Source organism: Amycolatopsis sp. NPDC088138, assembly GCF_044741685.1.
Classification (GTDB): domain Bacteria; phylum Actinomycetota; class Actinomycetes; order Mycobacteriales; family Pseudonocardiaceae; genus Amycolatopsis.
Window position 1 is genome coordinate 877923 of the sequence record NZ_JBIUTB010000001.1, and the last position, 24318, is coordinate 902240.

The following is a 24318-nucleotide window of genomic DNA, read 5'->3' on the forward strand; positions in this document are numbered from 1 at the left end:
GAGGCACCGTCGGTTCCCGACGGGCGGGACCCGGCGGCGCCCAGGAAGACAAACGCGCGGGTGACATCGATGTCAAGACCGGTCGGCAAACCTGGCCAGAACTGGACAACCCAACCAACGGGGGACCTGGTGGGAACCGTCCGGAGCCACGGCACACCCGCCGCCACGGAGGGATCGGCGACCGCTCCGCCGTCCGGCCGAGCACCGCCTGCGGCGACCTGGCCCGCGGGTTCACCCTGCCGGGCGCCGACCTCGCGCGAAAAAGCGGTCTCGCGGCTCGTGGGTCGTCGCTAGGGTCGCGATCATGACCCCGACGCCGGAGCCCGCTGACCGAGTCCTCGCCCGCGCCTCCCTCGCCGAAGGCAACCCCACAGGGTGGTTCGACCAGCTCTACACCGCCGCTTCCCGCGGGGAGGCCACGGTGCCGTGGACGCGCGGCAAGCCGAACGCGGCGCTCGCCGGCTGGCTGCGTCCCGGCGAAGGCCGCCGCGCGCTGGTCGTCGGCAGCGCGCTCGGCGACGACGCCGAGCTGCTCGCCTCGGCCGGCTGGGCGGTGACGGCCTTCGACGTCGCCCCGGCCGCCGTCGAGGCCGCCCGCGCCCGCTTCCCGGAGACGGGGGTCGACTACGTGGTGGCCGATCTGCTGAACCCGCCGGGGGAGTGGCACCAGGCGTTCGACCTGGTCGTGGAGATCATCAACATCCAGGCGATGCCCCGCGACTTCCGCGCGGCGGCGATCACGGCACTGGCCGGGTTCCTCGCCCCCGGCGGGACGGCACTGGTGTCGGAGGTGGCGGAGGAGAACGTCGCGCCGGAGCCGGGCCCGCCGTGGCCGTTCAGCCGCGCGGAGATCGAGTCGGTCGCCCAGGGCGGCGTGCGGCTGCTCAGCCTGGAGACCATCCACGACGGCCTCCGCTACTGGGCCACCTTCACCCGGTAACGCGCTCGGCCGGCCCGCGACTCACGGGGCATGTGGGCCGTCATCGGAGTCTGGGACATCGCGCCGGAGAAAATCGGCGAGCTGCGCGCCCAGGTGCCGCTGATGGCCTCGAGCAAGGTCGGCACGCCGGGGTTCGTCCACGGCACCTGGACCCTCGACGGCCACATGATCCAGGTCTACGCCGACGAAGCGAACGCCCGCCGCTACCACGACGACATGCTCGCCCAGGGGTTCACCGACCAGCCCGGGGTGCGGTGCGTCGTGTGGGCCGTGGCCGAGGTCGGCGCGGAGTCCCAGGTCTAGCAGCTCTCCAGGAACCGGGACAGCACCCGCGTCCCGAAGTGCAGGCCGTCCACCGGCACCCGCTCGTCCACCCCGTGCGCCATCGCCCGGTACGGGAAGCCCGCCGGCAGCCACAGCGGCGCGAAGCCGTAGTTCACGATCCCCAGCTGGGCGAACGCCTTCGCGTCGGTGCCGCCGCCCATGCAGTACGGCACCACCACCGCCTCGGGGTCCTCGGCCTGCAAAGCGGCAGCCATGGAGGAGAACCACGGCGAGTCCACCGGGGCCTGCACCGGCGGCTGGTGCGCGACGAACTCCCGCGTGACACCCTCGCCGAGCAGCTCGTCCAGCTCCGCGAACAACGCCTCCTCGGTGCCGGGCAGCACCCGGACGTCGACCTGCGCGGTCGCCGTCGACGGGATCACGTTCACCTTGTAGCCCGCATCGAGCATCGTCGGGGTGGTGCTGTTGCGGACCGTCGGCACCACCAGTGACCCCGCCGGACCCAGCGCCGCGACCGTCGCGTCCACTGTGTCCTCTTCGGACAAATCAACCGGGACACCGAGGGCGGCACCGGTCCGTTCCAGGAACGCCTGGACCGTCGGCGTCAGCGACACCGGCCAGCGGTGTGCCGCGATCCGGTGCAACGCGTCCACCAACCGGGTGACGGCGTTCTCGTCGTTGGGCCGCGAGCCGTGCCCGGCCCGGCCACGCGCGGTCAGCCGCAGGTGCGCGGTTCCGCGCTCGGCCGTCCCGACCGGGTAGAGGTGCACGATCCGGCCGTCCGCGGCCGGCACGTGATAGGTGTAGCCGCCCGACTCGCTGATCGCCGCGGCACAGCCCTCGAACAGCTCCGGGTGCGTGGCCACCAGCCAGTGCGCGCCGTAGTCCCCACGGTCCTCCTCGTCGGCGACGAACGCCAGCACCACGTCACGCCGCGGCCGCACCCCGCCGGCCAAGGCGGCCAGCACCATCGCGACGAAGTCCTTCATGTCGGTCGCGCCGCGGCCCCACAGGAACCCGTCGCGCACCTCGCCGGAGAACGGCGGCACCGACCAGTCCGCGGCGTCCGCCGGGACGACGTCCAGGTGCCCCTGCACCAGCAGGGCCGGCAGCGACGGATCGGTTCCCGCCACCCGCGCGATCACACTGGCCCGGCCCGGCGCGGCCTCGTAGATCTTCGACGGGATGCCCAGCCCCTCCAGGAACGCGGCGACGTACTCCGCCGCCGGCCGCTCGGGCTCGGCGTCACCCCCGCCGCGGTTGGTGGTGTCGAACCGGATCAGGTCCGCGCAGAGCTGGACGACGTCAGCCATAGATACCCTGCACCGCCCCCGCCGCGATCGCCGTCACGACCTTGAACGCCTTCATCGCCTCGGTCATCGTCGCCGCGTCGAACCCGACGCGCCGCACGCCGATCTGCTCCACGGTCGGGATCACCGCCGTCGCCTGGGCCAGGTGGCTCGCGTCGAACTCGACTTCGATCCGGTGCGGCCCCACCCGGCGCTCGAGCCGGCCGGCCTGCGCCATCGAGTCGGCGGCCGCGGTGGTCAGCAGCTCCGCAGTGCGCGCGGGCGGCAGGCAGATCGCCGCGTACCGGCTGACGCACTCCTTCACCTGGACCAGCTCCGCGTCCGGTGCGTAATCACGGGCGTCTTCGCATGTTTCGTCGTCACCCGAAACGAGCAGGACAGGCACGCCGTACTCCGCGGCCATCGCCGCGTTCAACCGGCCCTCGCTGGCCGGCACGTCGTCCAGCCACACCCCGGTGATCTGGTTCTCCAGGTAGGTGTGGGAAAGCACACCGTCGAACCCCGCACCGGCGTGGTAGCCGAGGAAAACGACACCGTCCACACCGGAGTCGACCCCCTGCATCATCGACAGCGGCTTGTGCCGCCCGGTCAGCATCCGCGCCCGCGGATCGAGGTCCTCCAGCAGCAGGTTCCGCTGCGAGGAATGCGCCTCGTTCACCAGAACGTCGCTGGCCCCGGCCTCGAACAGCCCGGCGAGCACCGCGTTGACGTCGCCGGTGAACAGCCGCCGGAAACGATCCCACTGCGGCGAACCGGGCACGACGTCGTCGGTCCAGGTGACGCCGGTGGCGCCCTCCATGTCCGCCGAGACCATGATGCGCATGCGGGGCACTCTAACCAGCCCGCGCGACCCGCGAGCACCGAATCCCGCCTTCCGAATGTCACGCTGAGTGACAATTGTCCGGTCGATAACGATCGGACACCTGCCGAGGCGGCAACATATTGCGCGGTTGTCCGGGTATGTGGTTACTTCTCGTCCTTGGGGAGGCTCACAGCGAGACGATGGGGTGGTTTTTGGTGCATTTCCACGGCAGAGTCGGCCGGTTCGGCCGCGTGGCGGCGGTACTGGCCGCGGCGACCTTGGCGGCGATCCCGCTGGCCGCGCCCGCACAGGCGCAGCAGGGCAAGGTGCTCCGGGTCGCCCTGACCACCGGCATCGACCACCTGAACCCGTTCACCGCGTCACTGGCCGCGGCCACCCAGGTCGGCCGCTTCGTCTACGAGTTCCTGACCATCCCCTCGGCCGAGACCGCGCAGGCCTCGCCTGCGCTCGCCGAGTCGTGGACCCCCTCGCCGGACAAGCTGACCTGGACGTTCAAGATCCGCTCCGGTGCCAAGTGGAGCGACGGCCAGCCGGTCACGGCCAAGGACGCCGCGTTCACGTTCAACCGGATGCTGCAGGACGAGAACGCCCGCACGGCCAACGGCAGCTACGTGACCAACTTCGACACGGTCACCGCCCCCGACGACACCACGCTGGTCATCAAGACCAAGACCGTGCAGTCGGACATGAACCTGCTCGACGTCCCGATCGTGCCCGAGCACGTCTGGGCGCCGATCAAGGACCTCAACGACCCCAAAACCGACGACATCTCGGTCGTCGGCGTCGGTGACGGGCCCTACCAGCTCACCGAGTACAAGCAGAACGAGTACGTGAAGTTCAAGGCCAACAAGAACTACTGGCGCGGCGCGCCGAAGGTCGACGAACTGCAGCTGCTCATCTTCAAGGACGCCGAGGCCGCGGTGAACGCGCTGCGCCAGGGCGAGGTCGACGTCATCAACCGGCTCACCCCGACCCAGTTCGACTCGCTCAACGGCCAGCCGAACATCACGACCAACGCCGCCCCGAGCCGCCGCTACGACGAGATCAACCTCAACTTCGGCGTCCAGAACAACCAGAACCAGCCGATCGGCAACGGCAACCCGGTGCTCAAGGACATCCGGCTGCGCAAGGCGATCGTGCAGGCCATCGACAAGCAGACGATCGTCGACCGGGTCGCCGGCGGCCACGCCGAGCTCGGCACCGGCGTCGTCCCGCCGATCTACCAGGCCTACCACTGGGAACCCCAGGGCGCCGACCAGGTCAAGTTCGACACGGCCGCCGCGAACACCGCGCTCGATCAGGCCGGCTACGTCAAGGGCGCCGACGGCGTCCGCACCGCCCCCGGCGGCGCGAAGCTGGAGCTGCGCCTGACCGGCCACTCGAACCGGCCCTACGACCAGCGCCTCGCGCAGTACGTCTCGGGCTGGCTCAAGGACATCGGCATCACGGTCAAGCAGGAGCTCGTCTCCGACGACGAGCTCAACGACCGCACCACCGCGGGCAACTACGACCTGGCGATCTCCGGCTACGCGACCAACCCGGACCCGGACTCCGCGCTGCAGCTGCACACCTGCGCGGCCCGGCCGAACGCCCAGGGCAAGGGCGCCACGACCGACACGTTCTTCTGCGACCCCGAGTTCGACGCCCTGCGCGCCAAGCAGCTCACCGAGACCGACGACGCGCAGCGCGCCACCACGGTGAAGCAGGCCCAGGCCCGCCTCGCGAGCCAGGCCGTCAACGTCGTGCTCGACTACCAGAACGCGCTCGAGGCCTACCGCTCCGACAAGTTCTCCGGCTTCACCACCCAGCCGCAGCCCAAGGGCGCGATCCTCGAGCAGTCCGGCTACTGGGGCGTCTACGGCGCCACCCCGGCCGGCACCGAGGCCGCGGCCGACTCCGGAAGCAGCGGCACGGTCGTGTGGATCGTCGTCGGCGTCATCGTCGTGGTGATCGTGGTAGGCGGCCTGGTGATCATCAGCCGCCGCAACAAGACCTCCGAAGACCGCGAGTAACGATGACCGCCCCCGAACAAGCCGCGGTGCTCGTCGATCCCGACGAGCACCGCGGCGGGACCGGCACCGCCCGGTTCGTCCTCAAGAAGGTCGTCGAAGCGCTCGTCAGCATCCTGCTGGTGATCGTGCTGTTCTTCTTCCTGTTCCGGATGCTGCCCGGCGACCCGGTCGCGACGATGATCCGCGACCGGCCCACCGACCCGAGGCAGATCGCGGAGCTGCGGGAACGCCTCGGCGTCGACAAGCCCGTGTTCCAGCAGTTCGGCGACTACCTGTGGAAGCTGCTGCACGGCGACTTCGGCACGTCCTACCTGGAGCAGCGCCCGGTCGCCGACATGATCGGCGAACGCCTCTGGCCGACGATCCTGCTGGTCGGCAGCGCGACCGTGCTCGCCGTCGCGCTCGGCCTGTGGCTCGGCACCCGCGCGGCCTGGCGCCGCGACAGCGCGTTCGACCGCACCCAGACCGGCATCGCGCTCACGCTGTGGTCGGTCCCGCAGTTCTGGCTCGGCCTGATCCTGCTGGTCGCGACCAACGGCCTGTTCCCCAGCCGCGGCATGCACTCCCCGGACGCCGCGCCGGACTTCTTCTCCCAGACCCTCGACGTGCTGCACCACCTGGTGCTGCCGTGCGTGACGCTGCTGGCGGTGTTCTACGCCCAGTACATGCTGATCATGCGCTCGTCGCTGCTGGGGGAGATGAACGCCGACTACCTGACCACCGCGCGCGCCAAGGGGCTGAAGGACGACCTCGTCCGCCGGCGCCACGCCGTCCCGAACGCGCTGCTGCCCACCACCACGCTGGTGTTCATGCAGTTCGGCATGGTCGTCTCGGGCGCGGTGTCGGTCGAGGCCGTGTTCAGCTGGCCCGGCCTCGGCCAGCTGACCTACCAGGCCCTGCACGGCCCGGACCTGCCGGTGCTGCAAGGGGTCTTCGTCGTCCTCGCCGGCGCCGTCGTGCTGATGAACCTGCTCGCGGAGCTGCTCTACCGCGTGCTCGACCCGAGGGTGCGCACCTCATGACGACCACCGAGACGATCGAATCGCCGCGGACGATCGCCTGGCGCCGCCGCCGCCACGCCGTGGCCCGCACCTGGACCGAGTTCGCCACCCAGAAGGGCGCGCTGGCCGGGCTGATCCTGCTCGCGATCACCGTCGTCATGGCGCTGCTGCTGCCGCTCATCAGCGACGAGGGCGGCCTCGACGTCACCAAGGCGGACGGCGGCGCGCTGCGCCCGCCCAGCGGCCAGTACTGGCTCGGCACCGACATCGACGGCCGGTCCGTGCTGCTCATGACGCTCTGGGGCACCCGGATCTCGCTGCTCGTCGGGTTCTCCGCGACCGTCCTGTCGGTGCTGATCGGCACGCTCATCGGCATCACCGCCGCGCACTTCGGCGGCTGGACCTCGACGATCCTGCTGCGGTTCACCGACTTCTTCCTGGTGCTCCCGTCGCTGGTGCTGGCCATCGCGCTCTCGGCGGTCCTCCCGCAGGGCACCACCACGGTCATCGTCGCGATCGGCCTCACCGCCTGGCCCACCACCGCGCGGCTGGTCCGCGCGCAGACGCTGACCATCGAAAGCCGGCCCTACATCGAGCGCGCGCGGGCCCTGGGCGGGGGACACCTGCACGTCGTGGGCAAGCACGTCCTGCCCGGCGTGCTGCCGCTCGTGCTGGCCAACACCACCCTGGTCGTCGGCAACTCCGTCATCGCCGACGCCACCCTGGCCTTCCTCGGCGTCGGCGACCCGAACGCCGTGTCCTGGGGCGCGATGCTCGAAACCGCGCTCAACAACGGCGCCGTCACCCGCGGCGCCTGGTGGAACCTGCTCCCGCCGGGCATCGCCATCGTGCTCGTCGTGCTCTGCTTCACCCTGGTCGGCCGGGGACTGGAGACCGTGCTCAACCCGAGGTTGAAGAAGTGACCCCGCTGCTGCAGCTCAAGGACCTCACCGTCACCTACGAGACGGCTGGCGGCGACATCCCCGCCGTGCGCGGGGTCGGCCTCACCCTCGACCCCGGCGGCACGCTCGGCGTGGCGGGGGAGTCCGGCTCCGGCAAGTCCACGGTCGCGATGAGCGTGCTGCGGCTGCTGCCGCGCACCGCGAAGATCAGCGGCGAGATCCTCCTCGACGGCGAAGACGTCACCGAGATGAAGTGGGGACGGCTGCGCGCGGTCCGCTGGGCCGAGGCGTCCGTGGTGTTCCAGGGCGCCATGCACGCCCTCAACCCGGTCCGCCGGATCGGCGAGCAGATCGCCGAGCCGATCCGGCTGCACCCGCCCGAGGGCCGGACCCCCACCGACGCCGAGGTCGACGCCCGCGTCGCCGAGCTGCTCACCCAGGTCGACCTGCCCCCGGGCCGCGCCGGCGCCTACCCGCACGAGCTGTCCGGCGGGCAGAAGCAGCGCGTGATGATCGCGATGGCCCTGGCCTGCTCGCCCCGGCTGATCATCGCCGACGAGCCGACCACCGCCCTCGACGTCATCGTCCAGGCCCAGGTCCTCGCCCTGCTCTCGCGGCTGGTCGCCGAGCAGGACATCGGGCTGATCATGATCAGCCACGACCTGTCCGTGCTCGCCGCCACCTGCGAGCGCATCGCCGTGATGTACGACGGCGAGATCGTCGAGGAACGCCCCAGCGCCGAGCTGATGTCCGACCCCCGGCACCCGCACAGCCAGGCCCTCGCGGCGGCGTTCCCGACCGTCGGCGACCCGGTGTCCCGGTTCGCCCCGGCCACCAGCACCCCACTGCCACCCGAACCGGCCTCCCGCGGTGCCGGCACCGAGCCGCTGCTGGAGGCGGAGAACCTGCGGGTGTCCTTCCGCGACCGCACCGGCAAGCGGATCGACGCGGTCGCCGGCGTCGACCTCACGGTGTCGCGCGACGAGATCGTCGCGCTGGTCGGCCAGTCCGGCTCCGGCAAGACGACACTCGCCCGCACCCTGCTCGGCCTGCAGAAACCCGACTCCGGTGTGGTCCGCTACGCCGGGAAGCCGGTCCCGTCCGGCGGTGCCGGGCTCAAGGCCTACCGCCGCCAGGTCCAGCTCGTGCTGCAGGACCCGACCAGCGCGCTCAACCCGGCCCACACCGTCTACGAGGCCGTCGCCGAAGGTCCCCGGATCCACGGCCTCGCCGACGAGCGCGCGGTCGTCCACCGGGCACTGGAGGCCGCGGAGCTGCGGCCCGCGGAGAGGTACGCCGACCGGCTCCCGCACGAGCTGTCCGGCGGCCAGCGCCAGCGCGTCGTGATCGCCGGGGCCCTGGCCCTGGATCCGTCGGTGGTGGTGGCCGACGAGCCGGTCGCGTCGCTCGACGCGTCCGTCCGCGGTGAGATCCTCGGCCTGCTGCTGCGCCTGCGGCGCGAACTCGGCCTGGCCGGGCTGGTGATCACCCACGACCTCGGGCTCGCCTGGAACATCGCCGACCGCGTCGCCGTGATGTACCGCGGCGAGCTCGTCGAAACCGGGACCGTCGAGCAGGTCCTGCTCGATCCGCACCACGAGTACACGAAATCCCTGCTGGCCGCTCTGCCCGGTGGCACCGCGGCCGGGAAACCCGGCACTGCGGGAAGGTCACCCAGGCCGGTTGTGTAACCTCCGAACGGAAATGGCGACCACCACCGACCCCGCGCAGACGTCCTCGACCGGACTGGCCGAGCGACTCCTCGTGCCCTCGCGCTTCCCGTACCGCACGATCGCGATGGGCACCGTCGGCAGCACGCTGCTCATGCTCGCCGCCTTCGGCGCCGGCGGCATCCTGATCAAGGACCCCGTGCTCGGCCACGGCCCGCTCTCGTGGATCCGCTACGGCCACGGGCGCATGCTGGCCAACGCCGTGCTCTACACCGGCTTCGGCCTCGTGGTGTGGGCGTGGGTCCGGCTCGGCCGCTACGTGCTGGCCGGCCGCATCGGCAGCCGGCCCATCCTGGTCGCCGCCGGCTGCTGGATGGCGCCGCTGCTCATCTCGCCGCCGCTGTTCACCCGCGACGTCTTCTCCTACCTCGGCCAGGGCGCCCAGCTGCTCTACGGCCTCGACCCGTACGCCAACGGGCCCGCCGAGCTCGACGTGCTGCCGAACGTGGTGCAGAACGTCCACCCGCTCTGGCAGACCACCCCGGCGCCGTACGGGCCGCTGTTCCTGCTGATCTCCAAGGGCGTTGTCGCCACCACCGGCGACAACATGATCCTCGGCGTCATCCTGATGCGCCTGGTCCTGCTGGTCGGCCTGGCCGGCACGCTCTGGGCGCTGCCCCGGCTGGTCAAGCACCTCGGCGGCAAGCTCCCGGTCGCGCTGTGGCTCGCCGTGGCCAGCCCGATGATGGTCATCCACCTCTTCGGCGGCCCGCACAACGACCTGATGATGCTCGCGTTCCTCACCATCGGCGTCCTCGCCGCCCTGGAACGCAAGCACGTCGTCGCCGTCGTCCTGGTCACGATCGGCATGCTGATCAAGCCAACCGCGGCGATCGCGCTGCCGTTCATCGTCTGGATGTGGGCCAACCACATGACCGGCGAGTCGAAGGTCCGCAACTTCCTGCGCGCCGGTGCCGCCTCGGTCGGGCTGTTCCTCCCGGTCTTCGTCGCGGGCACGTGGATCTCGCTGGGCTCGCTCAACCTCGGCTGGTGGTCCGGGCTCAAGGCCCCGCAGCTCATCGCCAACTGGCTGAACATCCCCACCGGCATCGGCGAGGTCTTCTACAACCTCGTGCACCTGATCGTGGACGTCCAGGTCTCGCCGTTCGTCACGGTCGCCCGCGCCGCCGGCATGCTCCTGCTGATCGCCATCGGCGTCCGCCAGTGGTGGCTCGCCCGCGGCGGCGGCAACGAGGCCGTCTACCGCGCCGGGATCTCGCTGCTGGCCGTCGCGATCCTCATGCCGCCGACGCTGCCGTGGTACCTGACCTGGGGTTTTGTGCTGCTGTCGGCGTTCAAGTGGCAGCCACGGCACCTCGCCATGGTGGTGGCGGTCGTGGTGTTCGTGACGCTGGTCTACTACCCGACGGGCGAGCAGGCCCTCTACGACTGGTGGTTCATCGCCCTGGTCGTGGTGGCCAGCCTGTACTCGGCGGCGTCGCTGCTGCGCCCGGACCCGCTCGGTCTCATCGACGCGTGGCGGCGCCCGGAGAAGTTCCTCCGCGACTGACCACTCACGACCCGGTCCAGCCCCGCCAGGTGTGCACCAGCGTCGAGACCACCGCGTGCTCCGGCGGCCGCTCGGCGTACTGGTCGTACTTCGCCACCAGCCACGAGACCGGTTCCTCGCGGTCCTCTTCCGACAGGACCCGGGCCACGCCGTCCGCGCGGGCCCACCACAGGCGTGACCAGTCCTCGTCGTAGCCGTCGGTCAGGAAGCACACCGCCGGGTTCTCCGCGATGTTCGCCAGCCGCCGCAGAGACGTCGTGGACTTCGGTTTGTGGTCCACGGCGAACACCACCTGGTCGCCGTGGACCGCGAACGTCACCGGGACCAGGTGCGGCACCCCGGAAGCCGACGCCGTCGCGAGCCGGGCCACCCGGGCCGCGGCGAAGCGGGAGCGCGCCTCGGCAGGAGACAGCCTCATGTCAGCACGGGGGAGTCGAACGTCAGCGTCCCCAGCTCCACGTCCAAGGTGACCGGCACGCCCAGCGGCAACGTCGGTGACGACGCCACGTGCCCGAACCCGAACTCGCCCAGCATCGGCACCCCGAGCGGCCCCAGGCGCTCCAGCAGCAGCGCCTCGACGTCCTCCGGTGCGCCGCACGCGGCCCACGAGCCCAGCACGATCCCGCGCACGCCCTCGAACCAGCCGCTGCGCAGCAGCTGCGTCAGCATCCGGTCCAGCCGGTAGATGCTCTCGGTGACGTCCTCCAGCAGCACCACCGCGTCCCGCGCCGACCCGTGCTCCGGTGTCCCGATCCCGCCCGCCAGCAACGAGAGGTTCCCGCCTGCGAGGGTGCCCGAGGCGCGGCCGGGCACCAACGGCGAAGCCGCCGCGCCCCGCACGACCAGGTTGCGCTCCGGCTCGAACAGCGTCCGCCGCAGGTGCTCCACCGCGAAGTCGTCGAACAGCACGCTCGCCGGCATCGGGGAGAACAAAGTGGACAGTCCCAAGTGGACGTCCACGGCCTGGTGCAACGCCGTGATGTCGCTCGACCCGGCCAGCACCTTCGGCCCCGCCTCGCGCAACGCCGCCCAGTCGACCAGGTCCAGCATCCGCTGCACGCCGTACCCGCCGCGCGCGGCCAGCACGCACCGGACACCCGGGTCGCACCACGCTTCGGTGAACTCCGCCGCCCGCGCGGCGTCCGAACCGGACAGATACGGCGGCGAACCCGCCGAAGCGCGCACGCACGGCCCGATCCGCAGCTCGACACCCCAGCCGCGCAGCACCGGGATCGCCTTCTCCAGCAGGTCGGCGGGCACCGGACCGGCCGGCGCCACCAGGGCGATCGTGTCGCCCGCCCGCAACCGCGGCGGCCTCATCGCGACAGCTCCAGCCGCGCCACACCCGGCGCCTCGAACCCGAAAACCTGGCCGTAGAAGGACAACTCGGCCTCCATCGCCGCGACGATCGTCTCCGCGCGGCGGAACCCGTGCTGCTCGCCGGGGAACCGCTGGTAGGCGTACGGGATCCCGCGCCCGGCCAGTCCGGCCACGAACCGGTCGGCCTGCTCCGGCGGGCAGATCCGGTCCTCCAGGCCCTGCTGGAGCAGCACCGGCCCGGCCAGCGCCCCGGCGTTCGCCAGCGGCGACCGGTCGACGTACCGCTGCCGGTGCTCGGGCAGCTCACCGACCAGCCCCTCCAGGTACCGCGACTCGAAGTCGTGCGTCTCGCCACCGTCGCCGGTCCACCCGGCGAGGTCGAGGATCGGGTACTGCACGGTGCCCGCGCGGTAGGTCGTCGTCGTGGTCAGCGACGCCGCCGCGGTGAACCCGCCGGCGCTGCCACCCCGCACCGCCAGCCGCTCGCCGTCGGCCAGCCCGGCCGCCACCAGCGCCTCGGCCACCGCGACGCAGTCGGCGACGTCGACCACGCCCCACTGCCCGCGCAGCCGCTCCCGGTAGGCGCGGCCGAACCCGGTCGACCCGCCGTAGTTGACCGCCGCGACGGCGAACCCGCGGCTGGTGAAGTACGCCAGCTCCAGGTCCAGCACCGGCAGGTGCTGACCGGTCGGCCCGCCGTGGACGTGCACCAGCAGCGGCGGCAGCTCACCCCCGGGCGCGGCGAACTCCGGGTTGGACGGCGGGTAGAGCACCACCGGCACCGTCTCGCCGTCCGCTGTCGTGAAGACCCGCTCGTCCGGCACCGGCACGTGCGACACGGCCAGTTCCGGCTGCTCGGTCAGGTCGGTCAGCAGGTCCGCGCCGATCGCGTAGTGGACGACCGCGGCCTCGCGGATCGGCCCCGACGCGACCCCGGCGACCCCGCCGTCGTGCGCGGCGAACCCGTTGCTCGACCACGCCGTCAGCTGGTGCGCCACGGTCGTCACCGAGCCGTCCGCCTCGTCGAGCACCGCCAGCCGCCCCGACACCAGCACCGCGTGCCGGCCGCCGCCCAGCGGGACGAACCAGCGCGCGCCCACCTTCCACAGCGGCCCGCCCAGCTCCTGTTCCACGGGCGCGAGGTTGGTCAGCGTCCCGTCGAGCCCGACGCGGTGGAGGTTCCACCAGCCGTCCGGGTCCAGCAGCGCCAGCAGCGTGTCCGCCGACTCCCACTCGACCTGGCAGACGGCGACGTCCGCGCCACCCGCGACCACCCGGTGCGGCCCGAACGTCCCGTCGTCGTGCACCGGAGCGACGCACAGCTCGGTGCCGTCCCACGGCATCGCCGGGTGGTCCCAGCCGAACCAGGCGGCGTGGCGCCCGTCCGGGGACAGTTTCGGCACGGTCAGGAAGTGGTGGCTCGCGCCCAGCACCCGCTCGGCACCGTCGGCCACCGCGATCGCGACCAGCTCGCGTTCGATGTCGGCCGGGCGCTCGCCGACACTGCGTTCCCGCACCGCCCACACCTCACCGGGCAGCCCGGGACGCAGGTCCCCGTACCGGACGCCCTGGGGTTCCGCGGGCTCCGGAGTGAGCGCCACCACACCTTCGGGCCGCTGGGCGTACACCCGCTGGTCGGCCCAGTGCGTGAACACCACCACACCCCCGGCGACGGCCCACGGCCGCCCGCCGTACTCGTGCAGCCGGTTGCGGACGTTCCACGGCGCCGGGAGCACGTCCTCGGTCCCGCCACCCGGAAGGGCCCGCACCAACGCCACCCGACCCTGCTCACCAGGCCTTGCTTCGGCCCACCACACCTCGTCCCCGACGACGTCGAGCCACTGCGGGCCACCGCCGGCGGCGGCCACGTCGGCGGCGGTGATGGGCGAGGACCAGGTTCCGTACGGCGAGATCCGAGACACCCCCAGAGGCTAGCGGCCCGCGAAGGGTGGGGCGGCGGATGCCGATCATGCGCCGGTGGCCTAGGGTCGTTGGTGCTATGTCTCGCGTAATCCACGTCTTCCGCCAGCCGGATCGCTTCGTCGCCGGCACCGTCGGCGAGCCCGGCGACCGCACCTTCTACCTCCAAGCCTCGGAGGACGTGCGGACGATCAGTGTCACCATCGAAAAACAGCAGGTCGTCGTCCTCGCGGAACGGCTGGGCTCGCTGCTCGAGGAGGTCGCCAGCCGCTTCGGCGCCGACGTCCCCGAAGACGCGCCCGACGACCTCGTCGACCTGGAGCCGCTCACGGTGCCGGTCGAGGAGGAGTTCCGCGTCGGCACCATGGGCCTCGGCTGGGACGCCGACAGCAGCGCCGTCGTCATCGAGCTGCTCGCCATCACCGAGGGCGAGGTCGACGAGACGGTCGTGCTGGACGACACCGAAGAGGGCCCGGACGCCGTCCGCGTCTTCCTCACCCCGGCCGCCGCGCGGGCCTTCGCCGAGCGCGCCGACCGCGTCGTCAACGCCGGCCGCAAGCCCTGCCCGCTGTGCGGCGAGCCGCTCGACCCGGCCGGGCACATCTGCCCCCGGCAGAACGGCTACCGGCGCGACACCGACGCGAGCGAAGACTGACCATGGCCGACACGCCGGCGGAACAGCCGGACCCGGCCGACCCGGCGTCCCGCGAGCTCGTCACCCACGGCCGCATCGACGTCGAAGGCCGGCTCGTCGACGCCTCCAACGTCACGCTGTTCTGCGCCATCGAGCTCGACGGCGTCACCGGCACCGTCGTGTACAAGCCGGTGTCGGGGGAGCGGCCGCTCTGGGACTTCCCCGACGGCACGCTCGCCGGCCGCGAGGTCGCCACCGCGATCATCGCCGAGGCCAGCGGCATCGGCTCGATCCCGCCGACCGTGCTGCGCGACGGCCCGTTCGGCCCCGGCATGGTCCAGCTCTGGATCGAGACCACCGAGGACGACCTGGTCGACGTCCGCGCGCCCGAAGAGGTCCCCGAAGACTGGCGGGTCGTGCTGCACGCCCACGACCGGGTCGGCGAGCCCGCGGTGCTGGCCCACGCCGACCACCCCGGGCTGCGCGACCTCGCCGCGCTCGACATCGTCGTCAACAACACCGACCGCAAGGGCGGGCACCTGCTGCCCGGCGTCGACGGCCGCGTCTACGGCGTCGACCACGGCATCTGCCTGCACACCGACCCCAAGCTGCGGACCGTGCTCTGGGGCTGGATCGGCGAGCCGGTGCCGCCGGACACCGTCGAGAAGCTCCGGAAGCTGCGCTCGGAGCTCGACGGCGGACTCGGCACCACGCTGTCCGAGCACATCACGAAGTTCGAGATCCGGGCGCTGGCCGAGCGCACCGACCTGCTGCTGGCCGAAGGGATCTTCCCCGAGCCCGGCGACGACTGGCGCGCGGTCCCCTGGCCGCTGTTCTGATGACAGCGGTCCTCGACGACGACGCGCGCGCCCGGCTCGTGACCCGCTTCGGCGCGGACGTGGCCGGACCGTGGTGTGACGCGCTCCCGGACCTGGTGGCCCGGCTGAGCGCCCGCTGGGGCCTGGCGGTCCGCGAGGCGCGGCCCGGCAACACCGGCCGCACCCTGCTGTGCACCGGCCCCGGCGGTGACCTGCAGGTCCTGAAACTGACCCCGGACCCCGAGATCGCCCGGCTCGAGGCCGCGGGGCTGCGCGCGTGGACCGGCTGCCTCCGGGCCGTGCAGCTCCTCGACACCGATCTCGACGCGGGCGCGATCCTGCTCGAAGGCCTGGTCCCCGGTACCGAACTGCGCGGCCGGGACGTCCCGTGGGCCGGGATCGGCGACCTGCTCACCCAGCTGCACAGCGTCACACCCCCGGACGGCCTCCCGTCGCTGACCGACCGGGTGACGTTCATGTACGACATCACCGGCCGCACCGTCCCCGGGTCCGCGGCCGAGCCCCACCTGACCCGCGAAGTGCTGGCCAGGGCCCGGGACCGGGCGCTCTCCCTGGCCGCAACCAGCGGTCCGGTCGCGGTCGTGCACGGCGACCTGCACCCCGGCAACGTCCTCGACGCCGGCCCCGAACGCGGCGTGGTCGCCATCGACCCCCGGCCCAGCGTCGGGGACCCGGCCATGGACGCCGTCGACTGGGCCTTCCTGCCGATGGCGGCGGGCGGCACGATCGACGACGGCATCAGCTTGCTCGCTCCGCACGTGCCGCACCTCGACGCCGAGCGCGTCCACGCCTGGTGCGTCGCGCTGGCCCCGCTGCTCGCGCACGGCCCGCTGCGCCGCGGTGAGCACACGCCGTTCACCGACGCCCTGCTGGAGATGGCGCGCTGACCGGCGTGGCGTCACCCACCGGAGTCACTCCGGCCACTACCTTCGCTGGTCGTGCGCTCCCACTCCTATGACGACGTGCTCGCCGGCCGACGCCGCAAGAAGGTGCCGGAAGTCCCCGCCGAGCCCGGCCTGGTCGTCGAAGACCCGGCCAGCGGCTACTGCGGCGCGGTGGTGAAGATCGAGTACGGCAACGTCGTGCTCGAAGACGCCAAGGGCCGCCACCGCGTGTTCCCGCTCGAGCCCGCCGGGTTCCTGCTGGAGGGCAAGCCGGTGACGCTCGTGCCGGTCAAGACCGTGAAGGCGCCGGTCAAGCAGGTGTCGGCGTCCGGCTCGGTCAAGGTGCAGGGCCTGCAGGCGCGCGTCGCCCGCGACTCGCGGATCTGGGTCGAGGGCAAGCACGACGCCGAGCTGGTCGAACGCGTCTGGGGACACGACCTGCGCGTCGAAGGCGTCGTCGTGGAACCCCTCGACGGGGTGGACGTGCTCTCCGACCGGATCGCCGAGTTCGGCACCGGACCCGGACGGCGCCTCGGCGTCCTGGTCGACCACCTCGTTCCCGGCAGCAAGGAGTCGCGGCTCGTCGAGGGCGTCCGCGACGAGAACGTGCTGGTCACCGGGCATCCCTACATCGACGTCTGGGAAGCCGTGCGGCCCGAGGCGGTCGGCATCAGGGCGTGGCCGAAGATCCCGCGCGGCACCGAGTGGAAGCAGGGGATCTGCGACGCGCTCGGCTGGGGGCAACCTTTTGAAGGCTGGCAACGTGTGCTGAGCGGGGTGAGCAGTTTCCGCGACCTCGAGACCCCGCTCATCGGGGCCGTGGAACGGCTCATCGACTTCGTCACGGAGCCGGCGGAAGAGGGCTGAATGTCTGATTTGTCCAAGGTCACGCGTGGGTCACGTCGAGTCACTACGCCGGTGCTAACCGGCACGATCTGAGAGCATGAAGCCATGGCATGGGCAGTGGTCTGGTTGATCGTCGGCATCGCCCTGATGATCGCGGAAGTCGTCTCCGGCGACTTCGTGCTGATCATGCTGGGCGTCGGCGCGCTGTTCGGCGCCGGAGCCGACGTGCTCACCGGGAACATCTTCATCGACGTCGCCGTGTTCGCCGTCGCCTCGGTCGGGATGCTCGTGCTGGTCCGGCCCGCGCTGAAACGGCGGTTCCTCGCCGGCACCGGTCACCGCACCGGCATCGAGGCCCTGATCGGCGCCCGCGCCGTCGTCGTGTCCACAGTGGATTTCGAGGCCGGGCAGGTGAAGCTGGCCGGCGACGTCTGGTCCGCGCGCAGCCTTTCCGAGGCCCACGAGCCGATCGCGCCCGGCACGTCCGTCACCGTCGTCGAAATCGCCGGTGCCACCGCCGTCGTGTCGGCCGAGCCGTGAGCCTCGGGATCGTCATCGTCCCCGAGGGCCGGGCCGCGGTGATCGAACGCGGCGGGCGGTTCCGCACCGTGCTCGGCCCCGGCCGGCACTTCGTGACGCCGTTCGCCGACAGCGTCCGGGCCCGCGTCGACCTCGGCGACCAGATCCTGTCGTGCCCGCCTCGGACCCTCGAAGCGGGCGACGGGCAAGAGGTCCTCGTCGGGTTCGAGGTCACTTTTGCCGTCACGGACCCGCGGCTGGCCACCTACGAAATCGGCAACCCGGCCATCGCGATCGAACAGCTGGCCCTGACCGCGCTGCGGCGGGACACCGGCCTGACGACCGCCGAGCGCGCCGTCGCCGCACCGGAGGACCTGCACCGTACAGTGTGGACGGTCCTGCACGAGACCACAGGACGCTGGGGGATCACCACCAAGGAGCTCGAGCTCACGGTGAGCCCGCCCGCGGCGCCCGGAACGCCGTCAACCGCGCAAGAATGGTACTAGGTAAGGGGAAGATCTCTTGACCACCACAGTAGCGATCGTCGTGGTCGTGCTACTGGCCCTATTCGTGATCATCACGGTAGCCAAGGCGATCATGGTCGTGCCGCAGGCGCAGTCGGCCGTGATCGAGCGGCTGGGCCGGTTCCGCACGGTGGCGTCACCGGGCCTCACCTTCCTGGTTCCGTTCCTGGACAAGGTACGGGCCCGGATCGACCTGCGCGAGCAGGTCGTCTCGTTCCCGCCGCAGCCCGTCATCACCGAGGACAACCTGACGGTCTCGATCGACACCGTCGTGTACTTCCAGGTCACCGACTCGCGTGCCGCGGTCTACGAGATCTCGAACTACATCGTCGGTGTCGAGCAGCTGACCACCACCACGCTCCGCAACGTGGTCGGCGGCATGAGCCTCGAGCAGACGCTGACCTCGCGCGACTCGATCAACACCCAGCTGCGCGGCGTGCTCGACGAGGCGACCGGCCGCTGGGGCATCCGCGTCGGCCGTGTCGAGCTGAAGGCGATCGACCCGCCGCCCTCCATCCAGGACTCGATGGAGAAGCAGATGCGCGCCGACCGTGAGAAGCGCGCCATGATCCTCACCGCCGAAGGTCAGCGGGAGTCCGCGATCAAGACCGCGGAAGGTCAGAAGCAGAGCCAGATCCTCTCGGCCGAAGGTGCCCGCCAGGCCACCATCCTCGCCGCCGAGGCCGAGCGGCAGTCGCGCATTCTGCGGGCGCAGGGTGAACGTGCCGCCCGGTACCTGCAGGCGCAGGGCCAGGCGAAGGCGATCGAGAAGGTGTTCGCCGCGATCAAGGCCGGCCGCCCGACGCCGGAGGTGCTGGCCTACCAGTACCTGCAGACCCTCCCGCAGATGGCGCAGGGCGACGCGAACAAGGTCTGGATGATCCCGAGCGACTACGGCAAGGCCCTCGAAGGCTTCGCCCGCGCCCTCGGTGCCCCGGGCGACGACGGCGTCTTCCGCTACGAGCCGGCGAAGGACGACGACGTCCCGGCCAAGCCCGACCTCGAGGACGAAGAGGTCTCCAGCTGGTTCGAGACGAAGAGCGACCCGAAGGTCGCCGAGGCCGTCGCGGCCGCGGAGGCCGTGGCCCGCCAGGAGGTCCCGGCACTCGGCGTGCCGAGCAGCGCCCCGCCGTCGCGGCCGCAGATCCCGCGTCCCGCGCAGCAGCAACAGCAGCAGGCACCGGAGATCGAAGCGGACGAGGACCGCGGCACCGAGGTCGCGCCCGCACCGCCGAAGCCGCCTTCGACGCCGCCGGCCGGCCTGCCCCAGCCGCAGTCGCCGCTGCAGTCCCAGCAGCCGCCGCAGGGTGGCTCGTACCAGCAGGGCCCGCCGCCGCAGACCCCGCCGCCGGGTCAGTTCGGCGGCCCGCAGAACCCGGGCAGCGGGCCGTTCCCGCAGCAGCCCCCGTTCGGCGGCCCCCAGGGCGGCCCGCGCCGCTGACGTCTGGTCCGTGAAGGCCTCGTGCCGGCCGCATCCGGCTGGCACGAGGCCTTCTTCGGTGACTGGCCCCTAGCCGCCGAGACCGCGTCCAACCACGGTTGCGGCTCGGGCCCGGGCACCGCGGAGATGGTCCGTGAAGGCCACCTTGAGGGACTCAGAGTCCCTCAAGGTGGCCTTCACGGCGTTTCAGGCGCGGGCGCGGCGGTAGACGCTCGCGTCGTCGATGTCGGCGTGGGAGCGGTCCTTCAGCCCGATCACGCAGAACACCGAGACGATCGCCGACAGCACGATGTAGCCCGAGATCGAGTACGGCGTCCCGGTCTGGTGCAGCAGCCACGTCGCCAGCAGCGGTGCCGGGCCGCCCGCGAACACCGACGCCAGCTGGTAACCCAGGCCTGCGCCGCCGTAGCGCAGGTGCGTAGGGAAGCTCTCGCCGATGAGCGCCGCTTGCGGCCCGTACTGCAGCGCGTGCGGGATGAACGACACCACCACGATCACGAACACCAGCGCGTGCCCGCCGCTGGTCAGGATCGCGAAGTAGGGGAACGCGATCAGCCCGGTGAGCACCACCCCGGTCAGGTAGACCTTTTTGCGGCCGTACCGGTCGGACAGCTGCGAGAACAACGGGATCATCAGCAGTTCCAGCGCGGCGCCGACGAGCACCGCGTTGAGCACGAACGTCTTGCTGAACTCGTGCCGCGCCACGACGTAGATCAGCACGTAGCTGGTGAACAGGTAGAACGGCATCTGCTCGCTGAACCGCACGCCGGAGGAGAGCAGGATTTCGCGCCAGTGCTGGCGGATCGCGTCGAGCACCGGGGTCTTCGCGGTTTCGCCCTTCTCGACGAGCTTGGCGAACATCGGCGTCTCGAGGATCTTCAGCCGGATCACCAGGCCGATCGCGACCAGGATCAGGCTGGCCAGGAACGGCAGCCGCCAGCCCCAGGAGTCGAACGCCTCGGGGGAGAGCGTCGCCGAGAGCAGCGTCATGCCGCCAGTGCCGAGCACCAGGCCGACCGGGACGCCGATCTGCGCGAAACTGCCGAGCAGCCCGCGTTTCTTCTGGTCGCCCCACTCCATCGCGAGCAGCACCGAGCCGCTCCACTCGCCACCGATCGCGATGCCCTGGACCAGCCGCAGCAGCACCAGGATCAGCGGCGCCGCGAACCCGATCGCCGACGTCCCGGGCAGCAGCCCGACGACACCGGAGGAGATGCCCATCAGCAGCAGCGTGACGATCAGCGTCGTCTTGCGGCCGATCCGGTCACCCCAGTGCCCGAAGATCGCGGCGCCGACCGGTCGGGCCGCGAAGCCGACCGCGTAGGTCGCGAAGGACTGCATCGCCCCGGCGTACGCGCTCGACGCCGGGAAGAACAGGTGCGGGAAGACCAACGCCGCGGCGGTGTTGTAGAGGAAGAAGTCGTACCACTCGATGGTCGTGCCGATCGCGCTCGCCAGCGCCGCACGCCGTACCTGCACCCGTCCCGATTTGCTGTCCGGTTCCACCTTGTGAGTGATTCCATTGTCTCCGAGGACCATCTCGCAACACCTCCGGTGACCGACGTCACACAACAGTGTGACGGTTCTCGACGATTTCGGCGATCGATGGCTCGGAAGTTGTTCACTCCGTGAAGAACCGACGCGTCGCCGGCGGGGCCCACAGCAGGACCACGACGGCGATCTGGACGGCGCCCACGAGCGGGATGACGACGTGGAACATCGCCGAGGACGACCACGAGAAGACGCTGAACACCACCGACAGCAGCTGGGAGACGGTCGTCAGCCGCCGGGTCCACGGCCGCCCGCCCGCGAGCTTCCACGTCAGGAGAAGGCACACCACCAGCAGGACGCCGTGGAAGACCGCACCCGAGGTCACCGCGATGGCGGCGGACCGCGCGACCTCGTCGGCGCCGAAGTCCGGGTGCTGGGCCGCGATCTCGTCGCGGAGCGTGCCTTCGCGGGCGAACATCACGATCGGCACCACGAGGTGGCTCGACGCCACCAGTGCCAGCAGGCCCCGGGCCCACTGGACGGCGGCCGGCACGCGGGTGGTGGTCATGGTCATCTAGCTCTCCTCGATCCGGTGAGCCCGGCGCCAGCGCGGGCCGGGTGTCGGTGTGGGCGGGTCGACGCGCCCGGCCCACGCCTCGTTCAAGCGGGTGATCAGCAAGCGCGCGGTGGTGACGTCCTCGGCCGGCCAGTCGGCGATGACCTCGGAGAACACCCGGGCGCCCGCTTCGACGGTCGCGACGATGTCCGCGCGGCCGGCTTCGCTCGAGCGGACGAGGAACGTGCGCTGGTCGTCCGGGTCCGGCTCGAACGAGACCTGCCCGGCCTGTTCCAGTGCGGTCAGGTGCCGGCTGGTGGCGGACGCGGTGAGCCCGAGCTCGGCCGCGATCGTGCCCGGCCGCACCGGTTCGTGGTCGCCGACCAGGCGGAGGATGCGCACTCGCGTCAGGTCGAGGCGCCGGGAGATCCGGCGGTGCCCCTGGTCGATCAGCTCCATCACCGCCAGGGCCAGTTCACTGCTTTCATTTCGTTGCGACACGAAACGAGTCTACCGCACTGGAAACTTGCCGAATCGGCAGGTTTGCAGATTCGGCAAGTTTCTGTACCTTGGAGTCATGGACCTCGACCACGGCGGGCTGCGTGAGCGCAAGAAGCAGGAGACCCGCATCGCGCTGAGCTGGGCGGCCATCCGGCTGACCGTCGAACGCGGGCTGGACAACGTCCGGATCGAGGACATCGCCGCCGAAGCCGGGGTGTCCACCCGGACCTTCAGCAACTACTTCGGCAGCAAGGGCGAGGCCATCGCGGCCCGCCAGTACGACCGGTCGCTGGCCATGGCGGCGGCCCTGCGCGAGCGGCCGGCCGGGGAACCGCTCTGGGAGGCCATCACCCACGCCGTGTTCACCGGGTTCACCCTCGGCGAGCCGGTCACCGAGCGGCACACGTCGGACCGGGCGTGGATCGACGGCGTCCGGCTGATGGTCGCCGAGCCCGCGTTGCAGGGCGAGATGCACAAGGCGATGGCCGCGGGGGAGGCCGAGTTCGCCCTCGCCGTCGCCGAACGGACCGGTACCGGCGCCGGTGACGTCTACCCGCAACTGGTGGCGGCCGTGGTGGCCGCCGCGCATCAGGTCGCCGTCAAGCAGTGGCTCGGCACCGAGCCGCCGCCGTCGATGGAAGCCCTGCTGCGGGACGTGTTCGGCCGGCTCTCCGCCGGCCTGCCCGAACCGCGCTGATCTCTTCGCACCACCTGGGGCGCCCGGCACCCGCCGGGCGAGTTCGTCGTGCCCTTTTCCTTCACACGCAAGGAGTTTTGCCATGGAAGACGTCGTCATCGCCGGAGCCGGACCCAATGGGCTCATGCTCGCCTGCGAGCTGGCCCTGGCCGGGGTCCGCCCGGTCGTCCTGGAACAGCTGCCCGAACCGAGCCCGGTGCCCCGCGCCAACGGGCTCGTCGGCCAGGTCGTGCGCCTGCTCGACCGCCGCGGCCTGCACGAGCGGCTGGCCGGCCCGATCGGCCCGCCCGTGCCCGCCTTCGTGTTCGGCGCGATGCGGCTCGACCTCACGCTCACCGAGCCCAACCCGCTGAACATCCTTCCCGTGCCGCAGCGGCGGATCGAAGCCGCGCTCGGCGAGCGCGCGGCCGAACTCGGCGTCGAGGTCCGCCGGGGCCACGCGCTGACCGGTCTTGCCCAGGACGACGAGAAGGTCACCCTCGATGTCGCCGGTCCGGAGGGGCCGTACGAGCTGACCGCGCGGTACGTCGTCGGCGCGGACGGCGGCAAGAGTGTCACCCGCAAGCTCTCCGGGATCGGCTTCCCCGGCGTCACCGAGGACCGCACGATCTCCTACAGCGCGAGCGCCACCGTGCCCGCGGACCTGATCGACGCCGAGACCGGCGGCCTGCGGGTGCCGGGCCACGGCGTGATCCCGCCGCTGTTCCACTACCGCACCGAGCACGGCCTCTTCGTCTACGCGACGCTCCCCACCGGTACCGGCGTCACCGCCATGGAGTGGACCGACGACGACGAGGACGACGACGACCGCCCGGTGACGCTGGACGAGGTCCGCGCGAGTGTCCGCCGGGTCCTCGGCTTCGACCTGCCGATCAGCCCGCCCGAAGGCGACGGCCCGCACCTGCTGCGCCGGCTCAAGGGCCGCAACACCCGGCTCGCCGACCGGTTCCGCGACCGCCGGGTACTGCTGGTCGGCGACGCGGCGCACGTCCACTCGGCGATCGGCGGGCCCGGGCTCAACCTCGGCCTGCAGGACGCCGCCGGCCTCGGCTGGAAGCTCGCCGCCGAGGTCAAGGGCTGGGCGCCGGAAGGCCTGCTCGACACCTACGAGGCCGAACGCCGTCCGGTCGCCGAGCGCGTGGTCATGCACACCCAGGCCCAGTCCGCGCTCATCGCGCCGGGCGGCGAGGTCACGGCGCTGCGGCAGCTGTTCGGCGAGCTGCTGCGGCAGCCGGGAACCGTGCAGCACATCGCGGACCTGATGTCCGGCGCCGACGTCCGCTACGAGCCGGGCACCGACCACCCGCTCGACGGCCGGTGGGCCCCGGACCTGGTGCTGGACAACGGAACCCGGCTCGCCGAGCTGACCAGGACGGCCCGGCCGCTGCTGCTGGACCTGACCCCGGCGGCCTCGCTCGGCGACGAACTGCGCGGCTGGACCGACCGCGTCGACGTCGTCACCGGGAAGGCGGCTCCGGAGGCGACCGCGCTGCTGATCCGGCCCGACGGGTACGTGGCCTGGGCGACGAGCGCGGCGGAGCCCGACGACGCCGACCGCAAGGCGCTGCGCGCAGCGTTGGAGCGGTGGTTCGGCACCCCCGTTGACATGTAGGAGATCTCCTACGTATTGTCG

General features: G+C 71.6%; 24 protein-coding genes. 16 read left to right on the plus strand and 8 right to left on the minus strand.

Features of this window, described 5'->3' with window-relative positions; genetic code table 11:
• Positions 1 to 304 precede the first annotated feature (304 nt).
• Both ACIOD2_RS04025 and ACIOD2_RS04030 read left to right on the plus strand, forming a co-directional pair.
• The gene (locus ACIOD2_RS04025) at positions 305 to 940 is read left to right on the plus strand and encodes a class I SAM-dependent methyltransferase (protein WP_400534090.1); all 636 of its coding nucleotides are present in this window, start codon (positions 305 to 307) and stop codon (positions 938 to 940) included.
• 30 nt (positions 941 to 970) lie between these two features.
• A complete protein-coding gene (locus ACIOD2_RS04030) occupies positions 971 to 1243 on the plus strand; it encodes a hypothetical protein (RefSeq protein WP_400534093.1) in 273 nt (90 codons plus the stop codon).
• Here the strand turns inward: ACIOD2_RS04030 and ACIOD2_RS04035 are convergent.
• Both ACIOD2_RS04035 and ACIOD2_RS04040 read right to left on the minus strand, forming a co-directional pair.
• On the minus strand, positions 1240 to 2538 hold the full coding sequence (locus tag ACIOD2_RS04035; RefSeq protein ID WP_400534096.1) for a M20/M25/M40 family metallo-hydrolase: 1299 nt from the start codon (positions 2536 to 2538) through the stop codon (positions 1240 to 1242). The two genes, ACIOD2_RS04030 and ACIOD2_RS04035, sit on opposite strands and share 4 nt — an antisense overlap.
• Positions 2531 to 3358 carry a M55 family metallopeptidase gene (locus ACIOD2_RS04040; RefSeq protein WP_400534097.1) on the minus strand — a complete coding sequence of 276 codons (828 nt, stop codon included), beginning with the start codon at positions 3356 to 3358 and terminating at the stop codon, positions 2531 to 2533. The genes ACIOD2_RS04035 and ACIOD2_RS04040 overlap by 8 nt, the downstream gene beginning before the upstream one ends.
• 179 nt (positions 3359 to 3537) lie before the next feature.
• On the opposite strand from ACIOD2_RS04040, the gene ACIOD2_RS04045 reads away from it, so the two are divergent.
• The 5 genes from ACIOD2_RS04045 to mptB are packed head-to-tail and all read left to right on the plus strand — an operon-like array spanning position 3538 to position 10513.
• Positions 3538 to 5370: an ABC transporter substrate-binding protein gene (locus tag ACIOD2_RS04045; RefSeq protein WP_400534099.1), complete on the plus strand. Its 1833-nt coding sequence runs from the start codon at positions 3538 to 3540 to the stop codon at positions 5368 to 5370.
• A 2-nt stretch (positions 5371 to 5372) separates the two neighbouring features.
• Complete coding sequence (locus ACIOD2_RS04050; RefSeq protein ID WP_400534102.1) at positions 5373 to 6392, plus strand: ABC transporter permease; 1020 nt, start codon at positions 5373 to 5375, stop codon at positions 6390 to 6392.
• Positions 6389 to 7294: an ABC transporter permease gene (locus ACIOD2_RS04055; protein WP_400534104.1), complete on the plus strand. Its 906-nt coding sequence runs from the start codon at positions 6389 to 6391 to the stop codon at positions 7292 to 7294. The genes ACIOD2_RS04050 and ACIOD2_RS04055 overlap by 4 nt, the downstream gene beginning before the upstream one ends.
• The gene (locus ACIOD2_RS04060; RefSeq protein WP_400534107.1) at positions 7291 to 8964 is read left to right on the plus strand and encodes an ABC transporter ATP-binding protein; all 1674 of its coding nucleotides are present in this window, start codon (positions 7291 to 7293) and stop codon (positions 8962 to 8964) included. Before ACIOD2_RS04055 ends, ACIOD2_RS04060 begins: the two co-directional genes overlap by 4 nt.
• Positions 8965 to 8977: 13 nt before the next feature.
• On the plus strand, positions 8978 to 10513 hold the full coding sequence (gene mptB / locus ACIOD2_RS04065) for a polyprenol phosphomannose-dependent alpha 1,6 mannosyltransferase MptB (protein ID WP_400534110.1): 1536 nt from the start codon (positions 8978 to 8980) through the stop codon (positions 10511 to 10513).
• A 4-nt stretch (positions 10514 to 10517) separates the two neighbouring features.
• Here mptB and ACIOD2_RS04070 read toward each other — a convergent pair whose 3' ends face one another.
• Genes ACIOD2_RS04070 through ACIOD2_RS04080 form a run of 3 tightly spaced genes read right to left on the minus strand, consistent with a single transcriptional unit; the run spans position 10518 to position 13755 of the window.
• Positions 10518 to 10931 carry a TIGR03668 family PPOX class F420-dependent oxidoreductase gene (locus tag ACIOD2_RS04070; protein WP_400534112.1) on the minus strand — a complete coding sequence of 138 codons (414 nt, stop codon included), beginning with the start codon at positions 10929 to 10931 and terminating at the stop codon, positions 10518 to 10520.
• A complete protein-coding gene (locus ACIOD2_RS04075; RefSeq protein WP_400534114.1) occupies positions 10928 to 11833 on the minus strand; it encodes an LD-carboxypeptidase in 906 nt (301 codons plus the stop codon). The genes ACIOD2_RS04070 and ACIOD2_RS04075 overlap by 4 nt, the downstream gene beginning before the upstream one ends.
• Positions 11830 to 13755 (minus strand): prolyl oligopeptidase family serine peptidase, encoded by a 1926-nt coding sequence (locus ACIOD2_RS04080; RefSeq protein WP_400534116.1) that lies wholly within the window; start codon positions 13753 to 13755, stop codon positions 11830 to 11832. Before ACIOD2_RS04080 ends, ACIOD2_RS04075 begins: the two co-directional genes overlap by 4 nt.
• 77 nt (positions 13756 to 13832) lie before the next feature.
• Here ACIOD2_RS04080 and ACIOD2_RS04085 point away from each other — a divergent pair, with 77 nt between their 5' ends.
• From ACIOD2_RS04085 to ACIOD2_RS04115, 7 genes are all read left to right on the plus strand, one after another.
• Complete coding sequence (locus tag ACIOD2_RS04085) at positions 13833 to 14408, plus strand: DUF3090 domain-containing protein (protein WP_323328024.1); 576 nt, start codon at positions 13833 to 13835, stop codon at positions 14406 to 14408.
• 2 nt (positions 14409 to 14410) lie between these two features.
• Positions 14411 to 15226: an SCO1664 family protein gene (locus tag ACIOD2_RS04090; RefSeq protein ID WP_400534118.1), complete on the plus strand. Its 816-nt coding sequence runs from the start codon at positions 14411 to 14413 to the stop codon at positions 15224 to 15226.
• Entirely contained in the window at positions 15226 to 16113 is an 888-nt protein-coding gene (locus tag ACIOD2_RS04095; RefSeq protein ID WP_400534120.1) for an aminoglycoside phosphotransferase family protein, read from the plus strand. The genes ACIOD2_RS04090 and ACIOD2_RS04095 overlap by 1 nt, the downstream gene beginning before the upstream one ends.
• A 51-nt stretch (positions 16114 to 16164) precedes the next feature.
• Entirely contained in the window at positions 16165 to 16977 is an 813-nt protein-coding gene (locus tag ACIOD2_RS04100) for a DUF3097 domain-containing protein (RefSeq protein ID WP_400534122.1), read from the plus strand.
• A gap of 84 nt (positions 16978 to 17061) precedes the next feature.
• Positions 17062 to 17496 (plus strand): NfeD family protein, encoded by a 435-nt coding sequence (locus tag ACIOD2_RS04105; RefSeq protein ID WP_400534125.1) that lies wholly within the window; start codon positions 17062 to 17064, stop codon positions 17494 to 17496.
• Positions 17493 to 17981: an SPFH domain-containing protein gene (locus tag ACIOD2_RS04110; RefSeq protein ID WP_400534127.1), complete on the plus strand. Its 489-nt coding sequence runs from the start codon at positions 17493 to 17495 to the stop codon at positions 17979 to 17981. The genes ACIOD2_RS04105 and ACIOD2_RS04110 overlap by 4 nt, the downstream gene beginning before the upstream one ends.
• A gap of 91 nt (positions 17982 to 18072) precedes the next feature.
• Entirely contained in the window at positions 18073 to 19440 is a 1368-nt protein-coding gene (locus ACIOD2_RS04115; protein WP_400535398.1) for an SPFH domain-containing protein, read from the plus strand.
• Positions 19441 to 19626: 186 nt separating this feature from the next.
• Here the strand turns inward: ACIOD2_RS04115 and ACIOD2_RS04120 are convergent, their stop codons facing one another.
• The 3 genes from ACIOD2_RS04120 to ACIOD2_RS04130 form a co-directional block, all read right to left on the minus strand.
• Complete coding sequence (locus tag ACIOD2_RS04120; protein ID WP_400534130.1) at positions 19627 to 20979, minus strand: MFS transporter; 1353 nt, start codon at positions 20977 to 20979, stop codon at positions 19627 to 19629.
• Between the two features lie 82 nt (positions 20980 to 21061).
• Positions 21062 to 21505 (minus strand): hypothetical protein, encoded by a 444-nt coding sequence (locus tag ACIOD2_RS04125; protein ID WP_400534133.1) that lies wholly within the window; start codon positions 21503 to 21505, stop codon positions 21062 to 21064.
• Positions 21506 to 21988, minus strand: a complete 483-nt coding sequence (locus tag ACIOD2_RS04130) for a MarR family winged helix-turn-helix transcriptional regulator (protein WP_400534136.1) — start codon at positions 21986 to 21988, stop codon at positions 21506 to 21508.
• Positions 21989 to 22064: 76 nt separating this feature from the next.
• Between ACIOD2_RS04130 and ACIOD2_RS04135 the strand changes: the two genes are divergently transcribed.
• Both ACIOD2_RS04135 and ACIOD2_RS04140 read left to right on the plus strand, forming a co-directional pair.
• Positions 22065 to 22685: a TetR/AcrR family transcriptional regulator gene (locus ACIOD2_RS04135; protein ID WP_400534139.1), complete on the plus strand. Its 621-nt coding sequence runs from the start codon at positions 22065 to 22067 to the stop codon at positions 22683 to 22685.
• Positions 22686 to 22767: 82 nt separating this feature from the next.
• Positions 22768 to 24297 carry an FAD-dependent monooxygenase gene (locus ACIOD2_RS04140; protein ID WP_400534142.1) on the plus strand — a complete coding sequence of 510 codons (1530 nt, stop codon included), beginning with the start codon at positions 22768 to 22770 and terminating at the stop codon, positions 24295 to 24297.
• Positions 24298 to 24318 lie beyond the last annotated feature (21 nt).

Coding starts and splice junctions, on each gene's coding strand:
- ACIOD2_RS04025 (WP_400534090.1), top strand. CDS start 305: ATGACCCCGACGCCGGAGCCCGCTGACCGAGTCCTCGCCCGCGCCTCC.
- ACIOD2_RS04030 (WP_400534093.1), top strand. CDS start 971: ATGTGGGCCGTCATCGGAGTCTGGGACATCGCGCCGGAGAAAATCGGC.
- ACIOD2_RS04035 (WP_400534096.1), bottom strand. CDS start 2,538: ATGGCTGACGTCGTCCAGCTCTGCGCGGACCTGATCCGGTTCGACACC.
- ACIOD2_RS04040 (WP_400534097.1), bottom strand. CDS start 3,358: ATGCGCATCATGGTCTCGGCGGACATGGAGGGCGCCACCGGCGTCACC.
- ACIOD2_RS04045 (WP_400534099.1), top strand. CDS start 3,538: ATGGGGTGGTTTTTGGTGCATTTCCACGGCAGAGTCGGCCGGTTCGGC.
- ACIOD2_RS04050 (WP_400534102.1), top strand. CDS start 5,373: ATGACCGCCCCCGAACAAGCCGCGGTGCTCGTCGATCCCGACGAGCAC.
- ACIOD2_RS04055 (WP_400534104.1), top strand. CDS start 6,389: ATGACGACCACCGAGACGATCGAATCGCCGCGGACGATCGCCTGGCGC.
- mptB (WP_400534110.1), top strand. CDS start 8,978: ATGGCGACCACCACCGACCCCGCGCAGACGTCCTCGACCGGACTGGCC.
- ACIOD2_RS04070 (WP_400534112.1), bottom strand. CDS start 10,931: ATGAGGCTGTCTCCTGCCGAGGCGCGCTCCCGCTTCGCCGCGGCCCGG.
- ACIOD2_RS04075 (WP_400534114.1), bottom strand. CDS start 11,833: ATGAGGCCGCCGCGGTTGCGGGCGGGCGACACGATCGCCCTGGTGGCG.
- ACIOD2_RS04085 (WP_323328024.1), top strand. CDS start 13,833: ATGTCTCGCGTAATCCACGTCTTCCGCCAGCCGGATCGCTTCGTCGCC.
- ACIOD2_RS04090 (WP_400534118.1), top strand. CDS start 14,411: ATGGCCGACACGCCGGCGGAACAGCCGGACCCGGCCGACCCGGCGTCC.
- ACIOD2_RS04095 (WP_400534120.1), top strand. CDS start 15,226: ATGACAGCGGTCCTCGACGACGACGCGCGCGCCCGGCTCGTGACCCGC.
- ACIOD2_RS04105 (WP_400534125.1), top strand. CDS start 17,062: ATGGCATGGGCAGTGGTCTGGTTGATCGTCGGCATCGCCCTGATGATC.
- ACIOD2_RS04115 (WP_400535398.1), top strand. CDS start 18,073: ATGGTCGTGCCGCAGGCGCAGTCGGCCGTGATCGAGCGGCTGGGCCGG.
- ACIOD2_RS04120 (WP_400534130.1), bottom strand. CDS start 20,979: ATGGTCCTCGGAGACAATGGAATCACTCACAAGGTGGAACCGGACAGC.
- ACIOD2_RS04125 (WP_400534133.1), bottom strand. CDS start 21,505: ATGACCATGACCACCACCCGCGTGCCGGCCGCCGTCCAGTGGGCCCGG.
- ACIOD2_RS04135 (WP_400534139.1), top strand. CDS start 22,065: ATGGACCTCGACCACGGCGGGCTGCGTGAGCGCAAGAAGCAGGAGACC.
- ACIOD2_RS04140 (WP_400534142.1), top strand. CDS start 22,768: ATGGAAGACGTCGTCATCGCCGGAGCCGGACCCAATGGGCTCATGCTC.